Below are 14,002 nucleotides of genomic sequence, written 5' to 3'. Positions count from 1 at the left end.
CTTACTTGCTACCGAACAGGCGCTGCAGGAGCCCCGGCTTCTGGTAATCGGTGAAACGAAGCGACTTCTCCTCGCCGAGAAAACGCGACACGACATCCTTGTACGCTTCCGCGACGTCGGTGCCGTCGAGATGGACGGCCGGCAAGCCCTGGTTCGACGCGTGCAGCACGGCTTCCGATTCCGGAATCACACCGATCAGATCGATACGCAGGATTTCCGAAATGTCCGACAGCGACAGCATCTCGCCTTCGTTGACGCGCTTCGGGCTGTAACGCGTGATCAGCAGATGTTCCTTGATCGGATCCTTGCCTTCGATCGCGCGCTTCGTCTTCGACGAGAGCATGCCGAGAATGCGGTCCGAGTCGCGCACCGACGACACTTCCGGATTCGTCACGATGAGCGCTTCGTCGGCGAAATGCATCGCCAGCATCGCGCCCGACTCGATACCCGCGGGCGAATCGCACACGATGTATTCGAAGTCCATCTTGCGCAGATCCTCGATCACCTTTTCCACGCCTTCCTTCGTGAGCGCGTCTTTATCGCGCGTCTGCGAGGCGGGCAGGATGAAGAGGTTTTCGCACTTCTTGTCCTTGATGAGCGCCTGATTGAGGTTCGCTTCACCCTGGATCACGTTGATCAGGTCGTACACGACGCGGCGCTCGCAACCCATGATGAGGTCGAGATTGCGCAGACCCACGTCGAAGTCGATGACCGCGGTCTTGTGGCCGCGCAACGCGAGGCCCGATGCGAAACTCGCGCTCGTGGTCGTTTTGCCGACGCCACCTTTGCCCGAAGTCACCACAATGATTTTTGCCATTCCCTTACCTTGCGTTCGTCAGTTTCTCAGTTTGGTCTCATCGCGTGCCGCATGCGAGCGCCCCGCACATCACGCGCGGGCGCACGAGCGGCGACTCAGGTGAGCCTCAACGGTTCGATCAACAGCTTTTCTTCGTCGAGCCGGATTTGCGCCGGCTTGCCCCGCACGTCGTCGGCGAGTGGAACTTCAGTGGTACGGTAGATGCCCGCGATCGAAATGAGTTCCGCCTCGAGGCTCGTGCAAAAAATGCGCGCGTCGTGATTGCCATGCACGCCCGCGAGTGCGCGGCCGCGCAACGGCGCGTAAATATGGATGTTGCCCTCGGCGATCACCTCGGCGCCGTTCGACACCATGCCGAGCACCACGAGGTCGCCCTTCGCGTAGACGCGCTGGCCCGAACGCAGCGGACGGTCGACCACCAGCGTGGGTTCCTTGGGCGCGTTGCGCGACGGGGTTTCCGCCAGCGTTTCCGTGACCGGCTCTTCTGCGGCCGTCGTGGCGGGAAAGAGTTCCGGCTGCGCGGCGCCTTTGTCGGCTGAAGCCGGCGCATTGGCGGCTTCGGCCTGCGGCGCGGCGCTGTGTTCCACGCCGGTGTCGGCGTCGGCGCCGCCCTTCGCGTGGGCGCCGCGCTTGTCGCGCGCTTCGAGGAACGGCAGTCCGGCTTCGGCGGCCCAACCGTGCTGGGCAGCCTGCGCGACCACGCCGACGGGGCGCATGCGCACGCTTTCGAGCAGGCGCGCGATGTCGCCGAGCGCGACCTGCTCGCCATCGGCGAGACGCCGGATGTCGATGGCCACGGTATCGTTGGCGAAGAATTCCGGGGTCGCCTCGAAGCGCCGCGTGAGTTCGGCGCGCATCGCATCGAGTTCAGTCGTTTTGACCACGAACAGAAGCGTATCGACTGAACCGCTCTTCAGTTCAAAATATGGCGATTTCCTGGGCGACATGGCGATCGGCGAAAAATTTTGCGTATTTTACAGGCGTCGACGCACACGGCCATCATTTTTAATGGCCTGGCATGCTGCGGCAAGGGGTCGAGGCGAGAACGACGCCGCGAACGACGTCATGACGGACGCCGTGCCGACGCCACGACGCGCAGGCGCAGTGGCATCCGGCGCGTCACGACTGCATCGACGACAGAATCAGGAAACGAAAAGACAGCAGGGACACGGCTAAAAAAACCGCAAAAAACCGGCAAAAAAATCGCAGCCGGCGCGCGGCCTCATTGCGCGGGGGCTGGCTGGGCGAGGTCGGACACGTCGCGCACGAGCAGCGTTTCCCATTGCTCCGGCGAGTGCTGGCTGCGCGCGTGATCGCCCGTGGGGCCGAAGCCGAGACGCTCGTAGAAGCGCATGGCGGTGGTGTTCGAATCGGTGACCCAGGCGTAGACCTGCGTCGCGCCTTCGCTCACGAGCCATTCGAGCGCCGCGTTCAACAGCAACTCCCCGCCACGCAGATGACGCACGGCAGGCGCCACCCAGAGCGCGAACACGAACGCGCGCCGCGCGGGAGCACTCTCGAAATTCGCGCCGATCAGCCCCGCCGGATGCCCCTCGGTATAAAGGATGAACGAGGTGGCCGCATGCGAGTCGGCATGGCGCGCGGCCGCCGCGTCGTAGACGGCTGCGTCGGCGGACAGCGCATCTTCGAGCGAGTCGCCGAACGCATAAGGTGCGTCGCGCAGCGAAGCGGTACGAAGCTCGCGGAGCACGGCACCCTGATCGGCAACGATACGGCGAACGGTCAGTGACGGACTCATGCAGTCGTAAACCCCAATAAAGCACTAACGCGTAGCTTTAACCGAACTGGCCAGAGAGTCAAATCCTTATTTGACGAAAACGTTCCCCGAGCGCCATCCGCGCGGAACTTCAGCGCGCACTTGACAGAGCGGCCGAGCGGCCGCACACCCGCCATCACGGCGCTTCGTAGCTGCCCGTGCCGTCCGGCCAGGGCGTCAGCAGCTCGTAGCCGTCGTCGGTGACGGCGACCATGTGTTCCCACTGGGCGGAGAGCGAGCGGTCCTTGGTGACCACGGTCCAGCCGTCGCGCTGCACCGTCGTGCCGGCGCGGCCCGCGTTCACCATCGGCTCGATCGTGAAGACCATGCCCGGCTTCAGGCGCAGGCCCTGCCCCGGCTGGCCGTAGTGCAGCACCTGCGGCTCCTCGTGATAGACCTTGCCGATGCCGTGGCCGCAATACTCGCGCACGATCGAGAAGCCGTCGGCCTGCGCGCGCTTCTGGATCGCGTGGCCGACGTCGCCGAGCGTCGCGCCCGGCTTCACCTGGCGAATGCCCGCGAGCATCGCCTCGTAGGTGGTGTCGATCAGCTGGCGACCGACCGGGCTCGGGGTGCCGACCGTGTACATGCGGCTCGTGTCCCCGAAATAGCCGTCCTTGATCACGGCCACGTCGATGTTGATGATGTCGCCGTCCTTGAGGACTTCGCCGCGGCTCGGAATGCCGTGGCAGACGACCGAGTTGACCGACGCGCAGATCGTCTTCGGAAAGCCGAGGTAGCCGACGTTGGCCGGCACGGCCTTGAGCGTGTTGACGATGAAATCGTTGCAGATCGCGTCGAGGTCGTCGGTGGAGACGCCGGGCTTGACGTGTTCGCCGATCATGGCGAGCACGTCGGCGGCGAGGCGGCCCGAGATGCGCAGACGCGCGATGTCGTCCGCGGATTTGTAGGTGATAGCCATCTGAGACTCAGGTGAGCGCGGCGCCGCCTGAGCGATCCGCCACGCATACAAAGGAGCAAACGTGCATTGTACCGGGGCGTTGCCGCGCTCCGGCCGGCCGACATTCGGAACTGTCCGATTGTCCGCGCGCAAGCCGCCATCAAGAATGGGAATTATCTTACAACGACACGAGCGGAACGCCAGGTCATGGATTCATCCACCACTTCCCGCACGGCGGCACCGGCCACGCCCCTGAACGTGCTGATCGCCCTGCCCACCTACGACAACTCGGTGCACTTCGACTTCGCGATGGCGCTCGCGCGCCTGATGGAGACGTTCAAGGCCACCGGCGTGAACTTCCAGTACATCCACACGGCCTCGTCGCACATCATTCGGGCGCGCAACTTCTTCGCCAGCTATTTCCTGAGCCACCCGGAGTTCACGCACATCCTGTTTCTCGACACCGACATGGCCTTCTCGCCCGAAGCCATTCCGCGCCTGCTGGCCGGCGACAAACCGGTCGCCGGGATCGCCTGCCCGTATCGCCATTTCGAGCGCAACACGACCATCACGGCGGCGGACGTGGGCCTGACGCTGGCCGAGTGGCAGGAAAAGACCGTGGACTACAACACCGCGATGCTCGCCGATGCGCACGGTAACGTCTCGGTCGACAATGGCTGGACCGAGGTGAACCACATCGGCACGGGTATTTTCCTCGTGCGCCGCGACGCGATCGAAGCCGTCGCGCCGGTCACGCAGCTTTATCGGCCGCCCGCGCAATACGCGCCCTATCTGCCCGACGGCCGCTTTCACGCCTTCTTCGATACGGTCGGCGAGCAAGGCGTGTATCTGTCGGAGGATCTGTCGTTCTGTCGGCGCGTGCGGCAGGTGGGACTTTCGGTGTGGGCGCTCGTCGATGAAAAGATCGTGCATCACGGCACGTCGGCCATCTCGGGCACGTATCTGCGCGCGCTGGAGCGGCGTGGGCGTGATTGATTGAACCTGTTAGCGCCGAAAGCGGCGCTACAAAGCAAAAACCCCCGCAGCGGTTAAGCATGCAGGGGTTTTCAGAATTTGGCGGAGAGGGTGGGATTCGAACCCACGGTACGGGGAAACCGTACGCCTGATTTCGAGTCAGGTACATTCGACCACTCTGCCACCTCTCCGGGGTACTGCTTTTTTACTGCGTTTTTTACTGCTTCTCAGGTCTTGGTCGGCGACCAGAGAAGCGAAGATTATAGAACATAATTTGAATCCTGCAAGCCCTTTTACGAAAAAAATTTCGGGGCGATGCAGGATTCATGTGCCGATCAGACGTCCAGCGACAGACGCGAGACACCGCCCATGTACGGACGCAGCGCTTCCGGCACGGTGACCGAGCCATCGGCTTCCTGATAGTTCTCCAGCACCGCGACCAGCGTGCGGCCCACCGCGAGGCCCGAACCATTGAGCGTGTGCACGAGTTCCGGCTTGCCCTGCGCGTTGCGATAGCGCGCCTGCATGCGGCGCGCCTGGAACGCTTCCGTGTTCGAGCAGCTCGAAATTTCGCGATACGTGTTCTGCGCCGGCAGCCAGACTTCGAGGTCGTACGTCTTGGTCGCCGAGAAACCCATGTCGCCCGTGCACAGCGTGATCACGCGATACGGCAGGCCAAGCTTCTGCAGGATGGTTTCCGCGTGCACGACCATCTGCTCCAGCGCGTCATACGACGTTTCCGGCGCGACGATCTGGACCATTTCGACCTTGTCGAACTGATGCTGACGGATCATGCCGCGCGTGTCGCGGCCATACGAGCCGGCTTCCGAGCGGAAGCACGGCGAATGCGCGGTCAGCTTGATCGGCAGCGCGCTGCCTTCGACGATGCTCTCGCGCACCGTATTCGTGAGCGAAATCTCCGACGTGGAGATCAGATACTGCGTGACGGTGTTTTCCGCGCCGCCCTTTTCCACGCGGAACATGTCGTCCGCGAACTTCGGAAGCTGACCCGTGCCGTACAGGATTTCCGGATTGACAATGTAGGGCGTGTAGGTTTCCGTGTAGCCGTGCTGCGTCGTGTGCGTGTCGATCATGAACTGCGCAAGCGCGCGGTGCAGACGCGCGATCTGGCCGCGCAGCATCGTGAAGCGCGCGCCCGAGAGCTTCGCGCCCGTTTCGAAGTCGAGACCGAGCGGCGTGCCGACGTCGACGTGATCCTTCACCTCGAAGTCGAACGCGCGCGGCGCGCCCCAGCGGCGCACTTCCACGTTGCCGCTTTCGTCGCGGCCCACGGGCACGCTCTCGTGCGGCAGGTTCGGCACGCCGAGCAGCAGATCCGAGAGCTTCGACTGGATCTCGTCGAGCTTGACCTGCGACGCCTTCATCTCGTCGCCGATGCCGCCCACTTCGGCCATCACGGCCGAGGTGTCCTCGCCGCGGCCCTTCATCGCGCCGATCTGCTTCGACAGGCTGTTGCGGCGCGCCTGCATTTCTTCGGTGCGGGTCTGAATGGCACGGCGTTCCGCTTCGAGCGCGGAAAAGGCCGCGACGTCGAGGGTGTAGCCGCGGTCGGCGAGGCGCTTCGCGACGCCGTCGAGGTCTTTGCGCAGCAGCTGGATGTCGAGCATGGGATTGTGAGACGCAGTTTCGTTGTGTGAAGTGTCGATTTTAGCGCACCGGCGGCGGCAATCCGCGCGGCGCGGTGCGCGAGGCTTGCGCCGGTCTGTCGGCCCGGGCCTCAGCCCTTGCGTTTGCGCTCGCGGATTTCGTCGCGATGCGCCTCGCGCCATTGCGCGTCGAGGTCGGCGAGGCGCGCGAGCTTTTCGCCGATCTTGCCTTCGAGCCCGCGCGGCGTCGGCTGATACCAGCGCGGTTCGCGCATGCCGTCGGGCAGATAGGTCTCGCCGGCCGCGTAGGCGTCGGGCTCGTCGTGCGCGTAACGGTATTCGTGGCCGTAGCCGAGTTCCTTCATCAGCTTGGTCGGCGCGTTGCGCAGATGCACGGGCACCGCGCGCGACTGATCCTTGCCGACGAAGCGCCGCGCCTCGTTGTAGGCGTTGTAGCCCGCATTCGACTTGGGCGCGACCGCCAGATAGATGACGGCCTGCGCGAGCGCGAGTTCGCCCTCGGGCGAGCCGAGGCGCTCGTAGGTTTCGGCGGCGTCGAGCGTCATGCGCGCCGCGCGCGGATCGGCGAGACCGATGTCCTCCCACGCCATGCGCACGATGCGGCGCGCCAGATAACGCGGATCGGCGCCGCCGTCGAGCATGCGGCAGAACCAGTAGAGCGCGCCGTCCGGATTGCTGCCGCGCACCGACTTGTGCAGCGCGCTGATCTGGTCGTAGAACGCGTCGCCGCCCTTGTCGAAACGGCGCAGATTCTCGGCGAGCGCGCTGCCGAGCAGTTCGCCGTCGATTTCGCCCTTCTTCTGCTGGGCCGCCGCGCGCGCGACGATTTCCAGATTATTGAGCAGCTTGCGGCCGTCGCCGTCGGCGGAACCGATCAGCGCGGCCTTCGCTTCGTCCGTGAACGTAAGCCCGCCCAGCTCGGTGGCGGCGCGCGCGAGCAATTCGCCCTGCTCCTCCTCGTCGAGGCTCTTGAGCACGTAGACGGCCGCGCGCGAGAGCAATGCGCTGTTCACCTCGAACGACGGATTCTCCGTGGTCGCGCCCACGAACACGAACAGGCCCGACTCCACATGCGGCAGGAAAGCGTCCTGCTGGCTCTTGTTGAAGCGATGGACCTCGTCGACGAACACCAGCGTCTGATGGCCGTGCGCGCGATGCAGTTGCGCCTGCTCGACGGCCTCGCGGATGTCCTTCACGCCCGAGAGCACGGCCGAGAGCGCGATGAATTCGGCGTGGAACGCGTCGGCCATGAGGCGCGCGAGCGTGGTCTTGCCGACGCCCGGCGGCCCCCAGAGGATCATCGAGTGCGCTTCGCCCGACTCGAACGCCACGCGCAGCGGCTTGTTCGGTCCGAGCAGATGCTTCTGGCCGATGACCTCGTCGATGGTGCGCGGACGCAGTCGTTCGGCGAGGGGGACGTTGGCACGGGTTTCTTCAAACATGACGTTTTCGCGATAATGTCGGCTAAGTGACGCCGCGGCGAGGTTGCAATTGAGCGTGCAATGCGTGCTGCACGGCCTGCGCGCTGTTCGCGCCCTCAAACCGCGCCGCCGCGCCAGCCCTGCATTATGACAGCCGGCGCCGCCGCGCGAGGCACGGCCGGGCCAGTGGCGCGCGGCAAAGGTCGCCGTGAAACCGGGCCGGACAAAGCGCCAGAAGAGACACACGCGAGACACAGGCGAGACACACCACGCGCACGACGCGTCAGCCAGACAGCCGCGCCGCGCGTTGAAAAGCCAGCGCGCGCCGCCTGCCGGCCAGCACGACACCAGACATACGACACAGAGGACACGCTTTCCCATGACTCAAGACCCGCAAGCCGGCGCCGACGCCGGCTCGACCTACGCGCCCAACGTGCCCGTGCCCGACGCGCGCCGCCAGTTCCGCACCGGCGACGCCTTCGCGCTGTGGTTCTCGCTCGGCATCGGCCTGCTGGTCGCGCAGGCGGGCGCCCTGCTCGTGCCCGGCCTCTCGCTGCCGCACGCGCTGCTCGCCATCGGCATCGGCAGCGTGATCGGCGTGGTGCTGCTCGCGCTCGCGGGCGTGATCGGCACCGACACCGGCCTCGCGGCCATGTCCTCGCTGCGCCCGACGCTCGGCATTCGCGGCGCGTCGATTCCGGCCGTCATCAACATGGTGCAGCTCGTGGGCTGGGGCTCGTTCGAGATCATCGTGATGCGCGATTCCGCCGACGCGCTCGCCAAACAGGCCTTCGGCCTCTCGATGCCGCTCGTCTGGACCGTGATCTTCGGTCTGCTGGCGACGCTGCTCGCAATCAGCGGTCCGCTCTCGTTCGTGCGCCGCTTCCTGCGCACGTGGGGCATCTGGCTGCTGCTCGCGGGCGCGGCGTGGCTCACGTGGAGCCTGCTCGCCCAGCACGACATCCACGCGCTGATGCAGCGTCCCGGCACGGGCGAGATGCCGTTCGGCAGCGCGATCGACCTCGTGGTGGCGATGCCGCTTTCGTGGCTGCCGCTGATCGCCGACTACACGCGTTTCGGCCGCAAGGCGGGTGAAACCTTCCGTGGCACGCTGTTCGGCTATGGCATCGCGAACCTGTGGTTCTACGCGCTCGGCGCGATCTATGGCCTCGCGGCGGGCGGCGGCGACGCGCTGCTGACCACGGCGCTCGCGCAGGCGGGCGGCGGTCTCGCGCTGCTGCTGGTGCTGATCGACGAAATCGACAACGCCTTCGCCGACATCCACTCGGCGGCCGTCTCGACCGGCACGTTCTGGACGCGCGGCAGCGTGCCCTGGCTGTCGGCGGCGTTCGGCGCGATCTGCACGCTGATCGGCCTCGTGGTGCCGATGGCGAAGTACGAGAACTTCCTGCTGTTCATCGGCTCGGTGTTCGCGCCGCTGTTCGGCGTGGTGCTCGCCGATCACTTCATCGTGCGCCGCCGCCGCATCGACGCCAACGCGCTCGCCGATCTGAACGGCACGTATGGCTATTCGGGCGGCTGGCACGTGAGCGCGTTCATTGCGTGGGCGCTCGGCATCGGCGCGTATCACGCGCTCAATCAATGGCTGCCAAACCTGGGCGCGACGCTGCCCGCGCTCGTCGTGGGCGCGCTGTGCTATCTCGTGCTCGCGGGACGCCGACGCGCGGCTTACGCATAACGCCCGGCCCAACGCCCGCGCCATAAAAAAACGCCACGCTTCGCAGCGTGGCGTTTTTGTCTTCAGCCCTTGAAAAGCGGCTTATTCGCAGTGGCCGCAGCCGCCGTGCGAGTGATCATGACCATGCGCGTGACCATGATCGTCGGTCGGCAGATGTTGCGCGGCCTGCGCCGTGATGCCCAGGCGCGACAGCAGCTTGCGGTCGGCTTCCGCCTGCGGGTTGCTCGTCGTCAGCAGTTGATCGCCGTAGAAAATCGAGTTCGCGCCCGCCATGAAGCACAGCGCCTGAAGCGCGTCGTCCATCTGCTCGCGGCCCGCCGAGAGACGCACCATCGCCGTCGGCATGGTGATGCGCGCGATTGCGATCGTGCGCACGAATTCGAACGGATCGATCGGCTCGGTGCCTTCGAGCGGCGTGCCCGTCACCTGCACCAGATTGTTGATGGGCACCGACTCCGGATACGGCTCCATGTTCGCGAGCTGCGCGATCAGACCCGCGCGTTCGCGGCGCGATTCGCCCATGCCGACGATGCCGCCGCAACACACGTTGATACCCGCGTCGCGCACGCGTTCGAGCGTCTCCAGACGGTCCTCGTAGGTGCGCGTCGAGATGATCTTGCCGTAGTACTCCGGCGAGGTGTCGAGGTTGTGGTTGTAGTAGTCGAGGCCCGCGTCGGCGAGCGCCTTCGCCTGGTGATCTTCGAGCATGCCGAGCGTCACGCAGGTTTCGAGGCCCATCGCCTTCACGCCGCGAATCATGTCCTTGATCGGCTCGAGATGGCGGTCCTTCGGATTGCGCCACGCCGCGCCCATGCAGAAGCGCGTCGCGCCGTTCGACTTGGCCACGCGTGCGGCGTCGAGCACGGCGTCGACGGCCATCAGCTTGCCGGCTTCGAGTTCGGTTTCGTAATGCGACGACTGCGGGCAGTACGCGCAATCTTCCTCGCAGCCGCCGGTCTTGATCGACAGCAGCGTGGAAAGCTGCACGGCGTTCGCGTCGAAATGCTCGCGGTGCACTTGCTGCGCGCGGAACATCAGGTCGTTGAAGGGCAGCTCGTAGAGCGCCGCGACGTCGGCGACCTTCCAGCGCGCGGCGGCTTCGGCGGCGGCGTGGGCCCTCGGCGCGGTGGCCTTGAGCGAAGTGATGTCGATGTGGGTTTGCGTCATGATGTCGGCGTCCTTGGTGACGTTTTGACTGTTGTAGCGGGACACGCGCTTATTGCGCGCTCATTGCCGCAGGTTGCGGCGCCAGCGCGGCGAGCTGTGCGAGCAGCGTGTCGATGTTCAGGTGTTCGGCGGCATCGTCGGCGCTCGCGCCGCGCATGTGCGGCACGACGCCCAGCAGCGGCGCGCCGAACTGGGCGGCGAGTCGCGTGCGCAATGCGTCGATGTTTTCTTCGGGGAACGTCATGTTCGGGTCGATGCGGTTGGCGACCCAGCCCGCGAGCTTGAGCCCGCGCGCGGCCACGGCTTCGGCAGTCAGCAGCGCGTGGCTGATGCAGCCGAGCCGCATGCCGACCACGAGCACGACCGGCAGATCCAGCGCGACCGCGAGATCGGCGGTGTCCTGCTCGTCGGTGAGCGGCACGCGAAAGCCGCCCACGCCTTCGACCACGACGGCGTCGGCGCGCGTGCAAGCCTCGCGATGGCTGTCGACGATGCGCGCCATGTCGAGCGTCACGCCTTCGAGCGCGGCGGCGATGTGCGGCGCGGCCGGTTCCTTGAGCAGGAACGGCGTGCGGATCTCCGGCGGCAGCAGCACGCTCGCGGCGGCGTCGAGCTGATCGGCGTCTTCGTTGTGCCAGACGCCGTCGCGCTCATACGCGCCCGCGGCGATCGGCTTGAGCGCCGTGGCGCGCAGGCCCGCGTGCGTGAGACCGCGCAGGATCGCGGCGCTCACGAAGGTCTTGCCGATTTCGGTGTCGGTGCCGGTGACGAAAAGCGAAACGGTCGCGGCGTTCATGCGTGGTGCTCCAGGGCCGCGCGGCTCGCTTGCTCCAGCGCGGTGTTCAAACGATCGAGGTCGGCGTCCGAATGCGCGGCCGACAACGAAATACGCAGACGCGACGTGCCCTCGGGCACGGTCGGCGGACGGATCGCGGGCACCCAGAGGCCGTCGCGTTCGAGTTCCGCCTGCAGCGCGAGCGTGGCGTCGTTCGCGCCGATCACGAGCGGCTGCACGGCCGTCATCGAATCGACGGGCAGCCAGCAGGTCTGCTTGAGCATCGCGCGCGTGCGCCCGATCAGATGATTCAGGTGCGCGCGGCGCGCATCGCCCTCTTCCCCGCCGATGATGCGCAGGCTCGCGGACACCGCATGCGCCACCGACGGCGACGACGCCGTCGTGAAGATATACGGACGCGCGCGCTGCACGAGCCATTCGATCACGGTGGCGTGCGCGCAGACGAACGCGCCCGACACGCCCGCGGCCTTGCCGAGCGTGCCGACCATCACGAGTTGCGGCGAGCGCAGCGCGGCTTCGGCGATCGCGCCGCGGCCTTGCGGACCGAGCACGCCGAAACCATGCGCGTCGTCGACCACGAGCCAGGCGTCGTGCCGTTCCGCGAGTTCGACCAGACGCGCGAGCGGCGCGACGTCGCCGTCCATGCTGAACACGGTGTCGCTCACGATCAGCTTCACGTTCGCGTCGGAGGCGTCGAGCATCGCGCCCAGCGCGTCGGTGTCGTTGTGCGGATAGATCTGGATCTCGGCGCGCGACAGGCGTGCGCCGTCGATCAGCGAGGCGTGGTTGAGCGCGTCGGAAAAGATCGTCGTGCCGCGGCCCGCGAGCGCGGTCAGCACGCCGAGATTCGCCATATAGCCGGTGCTGAAGTACAGCGCGCGCGGCGCGTCGACGAAACCGCCCACGAACGCGGCGAGATCGTCTTCGAGCTGCGCGTGCGCGCGCGAGTGGCCGCCGAGCAGATGCGAGCCGCCGCTGCCCGCGCCGTAGCGCTGCGCGCCTTCGGCCAGCGCGGCGACGAGTTGCGGATGCGCGGCGAGGCCCAGATAGTCGTTGCTCGCGAAGCCGATGGTCTCGCGGCCGTCGACCGTCATGTGCGCGTCGCACGGCGTGTCGATGGTGCGGCGGCGGCGGCGCAGGCCGCGCGCGTCGAGTTCGCGCAGGCCCTGTTCGAGCGTGTCGAGAAGCGGCATTACAGATCCTCCGCGACGGTCGCGTCGAACGTTTCGCGCGTGCGTTCGGCGAGATGCGCCTGCGTCTGCGCGTCGAGAATATACGGCGGCATCACGTAGACCGTGGTGCCGATCGGGCGCAGCAGCAGTTCGCGCTGCAACGCGTGCTCGAAGAAGCGGCGCGAGAAGGTGCGCGCGCGCGCGGGATCGTCGAGCTTCACGTCGAACGCGAGAATCGTGCCGCACTGACGCATATCGCGCACGAGCGGATGCGCTTCGAGCGGCGCGAACGCGTCGCGCAGTTGCTGCGATTTCTGCGCGTTCGTGGCGAGCACGTTGTCGCGCTCGAACAGATCGAGCGTCGCGAGCGCGGCGCGGCACGCGAGCGGATTGCCCGTGTACGAATGCGAATGCAGGAAGCCGCGCGTGGTGTCGTCGTCGTAGAAAGCGCCGTAGATCTCGTCGCGCGACAGCACGATCGAAAGCGGCAGATAACCGCCGCTGATGCCCTTCGAGAGCGTCAGCAGATCGGGCCAGATGCCCGCCTGTTCGCATGCGAAGAACGTGCCGGTGCGCCCGCACCCGACGGCGATTTCATCGGCGATCAGATGCACGTCGAAGCGGTCGCAGAGCGCGCGCAGGCCTTGCAGATAGAGCGGATCGTGCATCGCCATGCCGGCCGCGCACTGCACGAGCGGCTCGACGATCAGCGCGGCGATGCGGCCTTCGCGCTCGGCGAACAGGCGCTCGACGTCGGCGAGCGCGCGGCGCGCGATATCGGCAGCGCTCTCGCCTTCGCGGGCCGTGCGCGCGTCCGGCGACGCCACCACGTGCGCGTGTGTCAGCAGCGGATCGTAAGCATCCCTGAAGAGTTTCACATCGGTCACGCCGAGCGCGCCGATCGTCTCGCCGTGATAGCTGTTGGCGAGGCAGACGAATTCGCGCTTGTCGATCGAGCCCCGATTGCGCCACGCGTGGAAGCTCATTTTCAGCGCGATCTCGACCGCCGACGCGCCATCCGAGGCGAAGAACGCATGGCCGAGCGCGCCGCCCGTGAGCGCGCTCAGGCGCTCGGCGAGTTCGACCGCCGGTTCGTGCGTGCAGCCCGCGAGCATCACGTGCTCAAGCGTATCCAGCTGCGCTTTGAGCGCGGCGTTGATGTCCGGATTGGCGTGGCCGAACAGGTTGACCCACCACGAACTGATGGCGTCGAGGTAGCGGCGGCCTTCGTGGTCGTAGAGCCACGGGCCTTCGCCACGCGAGACGGCGACGAGCGGCAGGCGCTCGTGGTGCTTCATCTGGGTGCACGGATGCCAGACGGCGCGCAGACTGCGCGCGATCCACGCATCGTTGGCAGTGCCTTGATGGAATGGGGTTGCGGAATTCAAGTACGGCTCCAGGGTACGACAGCGGGACCGAGATTAGCGCGTTCGCCCGCGCAATGCACTACCCCTCAAAACCCCGCCAGGCAAGGCTTCTAGCGGGGTTCGACGCGGTTCGCGACATCTGCGGCGGGATCGTTCTAAAAGCCCGTAAATGACCGTAGATGACGACGGCAAAGTCATGCGCGCTTATGCAAAAAAATCCGGGCGCGCGCGAGCGCAGTCGCGCGCTCCAACCAGGCGAAAGCGGAATTTTTTAGGGCGGCA

At 66.2% G+C, this 14,002-nt stretch carries 12 protein-coding genes and 1 tRNA gene; 2 read left to right on the top strand and 11 right to left on the bottom strand.

All coding sequences use genetic code 11. The annotated features are described in order from the left end of the window. Position 1: 1 nt before the first annotated feature. The 4 genes from minD to map form a co-directional block, all read right to left on the bottom strand. Entirely contained in the window at positions 2-817 is an 816-nt protein-coding gene (gene minD / locus SB764_RS12325; protein WP_065058179.1) for a septum site-determining protein MinD, read from the bottom strand. A gap of 95 nt (positions 818-912) precedes the next feature. Beyond that, positions 913-1,764 carry a septum site-determining protein MinC gene (gene minC, locus SB764_RS12320; protein ID WP_065058178.1) on the bottom strand — a complete coding sequence of 284 codons (852 nt, stop codon included), beginning with the start codon at positions 1,762-1,764 and terminating at the stop codon, positions 913-915. Between the two features lie 275 nt (positions 1,765-2,039). After that, complete coding sequence (locus SB764_RS12315; protein WP_110327967.1) at positions 2,040-2,576, bottom strand: GNAT family N-acetyltransferase; 537 nt, start codon at positions 2,574-2,576, stop codon at positions 2,040-2,042. Positions 2,577-2,730: 154 nt separating this feature from the next. Next, on the bottom strand, positions 2,731-3,516 hold the full coding sequence (gene map / locus SB764_RS12310; RefSeq protein ID WP_065058176.1) for a type I methionyl aminopeptidase: 786 nt from the start codon (positions 3,514-3,516) through the stop codon (positions 2,731-2,733). 186 nt (positions 3,517-3,702) lie between these two features. Here map and SB764_RS12305 point away from each other — a divergent pair, with 186 nt between their 5' ends. Beyond that, positions 3,703-4,491: a glycosyltransferase family 2 protein gene (locus tag SB764_RS12305; protein ID WP_176080793.1), complete on the top strand. Its 789-nt coding sequence runs from the start codon at positions 3,703-3,705 to the stop codon at positions 4,489-4,491. Positions 4,492-4,570: 79 nt separating this feature from the next. On the opposite strand, the gene SB764_RS12300 is transcribed toward SB764_RS12305, so the two are convergent. The 3 genes from SB764_RS12300 to SB764_RS12290 form a co-directional block, all read right to left on the bottom strand. Further along, positions 4,571-4,661 (bottom strand) — tRNA-Ser (locus SB764_RS12300). Positions 4,662-4,805: 144 nt separating this feature from the next. After that, positions 4,806-6,098, bottom strand: a complete 1,293-nt coding sequence (gene serS, locus SB764_RS12295) for a serine--tRNA ligase (protein WP_065058174.1) — start codon at positions 6,096-6,098, stop codon at positions 4,806-4,808. A gap of 110 nt (positions 6,099-6,208) precedes the next feature. After that, entirely contained in the window at positions 6,209-7,540 is a 1,332-nt protein-coding gene (locus SB764_RS12290) for a replication-associated recombination protein A (RefSeq protein WP_065058173.1), read from the bottom strand. A 358-nt stretch (positions 7,541-7,898) separates the two neighbouring features. On the opposite strand from SB764_RS12290, the gene cytX reads away from it, so the two are divergent. Next, the gene (gene cytX, locus SB764_RS12285) at positions 7,899-9,218 is read left to right on the top strand and encodes a putative hydroxymethylpyrimidine transporter CytX (protein ID WP_321856140.1); all 1,320 of its coding nucleotides are present in this window, start codon (positions 7,899-7,901) and stop codon (positions 9,216-9,218) included. A gap of 81 nt (positions 9,219-9,299) precedes the next feature. Here cytX and bioB read toward each other — a convergent pair whose 3' ends face one another. From bioB to bioA, 4 genes are read right to left on the bottom strand one after another with little or no spacing between them, the layout of a single operon-like run. Beyond that, the gene (gene bioB / locus SB764_RS12280) at positions 9,300-10,385 is read right to left on the bottom strand and encodes a biotin synthase BioB (RefSeq protein WP_410863672.1); all 1,086 of its coding nucleotides are present in this window, start codon (positions 10,383-10,385) and stop codon (positions 9,300-9,302) included. Between the two features lie 49 nt (positions 10,386-10,434). Continuing rightward, positions 10,435-11,181 (bottom strand): dethiobiotin synthase, encoded by a 747-nt coding sequence (gene bioD / locus SB764_RS12275; RefSeq protein WP_410863671.1) that lies wholly within the window; start codon positions 11,179-11,181, stop codon positions 10,435-10,437. Continuing rightward, positions 11,178-12,374 carry an 8-amino-7-oxononanoate synthase gene (gene bioF, locus SB764_RS12270; RefSeq protein WP_110327964.1) on the bottom strand — a complete coding sequence of 399 codons (1,197 nt, stop codon included), beginning with the start codon at positions 12,372-12,374 and terminating at the stop codon, positions 11,178-11,180. Before bioF ends, bioD begins: the two co-directional genes overlap by 4 nt. Then, a complete protein-coding gene (bioA, locus tag SB764_RS12265; RefSeq protein ID WP_410863668.1) occupies positions 12,374-13,741 on the bottom strand; it encodes an adenosylmethionine--8-amino-7-oxononanoate transaminase in 1,368 nt (455 codons plus the stop codon). The genes bioF and bioA overlap by 1 nt, the downstream gene beginning before the upstream one ends. Positions 13,742-14,002: the final 261 nt, after the last annotated feature.

This window comes from Paraburkholderia sp. SIMBA_027, assembly GCF_046535315.1.
Classification (GTDB): Bacteria; Pseudomonadota; Gammaproteobacteria; order Burkholderiales; family Burkholderiaceae; genus Paraburkholderia; species Paraburkholderia tropica.
This window is presented reverse-complemented; position numbering and strand designations above follow the sequence as displayed.

Excerpts from the sequence above, each read along its gene's own strand:
- bioB (WP_410863672.1), bottom strand. The coding sequence starts at position 10,385 with ATGACGCAAACCCACATCGACATCACTTCGCTCAAGGCCACCGCGCCG.
- minD (WP_065058179.1), bottom strand. The coding sequence starts at position 817 with ATGGCAAAAATCATTGTGGTGACTTCGGGCAAAGGTGGCGTCGGCAAA.
- bioF (WP_110327964.1), bottom strand. The coding sequence starts at position 12,374 with ATGCCGCTTCTCGACACGCTCGAACAGGGCCTGCGCGAACTCGACGCG.
- SB764_RS12305 (WP_176080793.1), top strand. The coding sequence starts at position 3,703 with ATGGATTCATCCACCACTTCCCGCACGGCGGCACCGGCCACGCCCCTG.
- serS (WP_065058174.1), bottom strand. The coding sequence starts at position 6,098 with ATGCTCGACATCCAGCTGCTGCGCAAAGACCTCGACGGCGTCGCGAAG.
- SB764_RS12290 (WP_065058173.1), bottom strand. The coding sequence starts at position 7,540 with ATGTTTGAAGAAACCCGTGCCAACGTCCCCCTCGCCGAACGACTGCGT.
- minC (WP_065058178.1), bottom strand. The coding sequence starts at position 1,764 with ATGTCGCCCAGGAAATCGCCATATTTTGAACTGAAGAGCGGTTCAGTC.
- SB764_RS12315 (WP_110327967.1), bottom strand. The coding sequence starts at position 2,576 with ATGAGTCCGTCACTGACCGTTCGCCGTATCGTTGCCGATCAGGGTGCC.
- bioD (WP_410863671.1), bottom strand. The coding sequence starts at position 11,181 with ATGAACGCCGCGACCGTTTCGCTTTTCGTCACCGGCACCGACACCGAA.
- map (WP_065058176.1), bottom strand. The coding sequence starts at position 3,516 with ATGGCTATCACCTACAAATCCGCGGACGACATCGCGCGTCTGCGCATC.
- cytX (WP_321856140.1), top strand. The coding sequence starts at position 7,899 with ATGACTCAAGACCCGCAAGCCGGCGCCGACGCCGGCTCGACCTACGCG.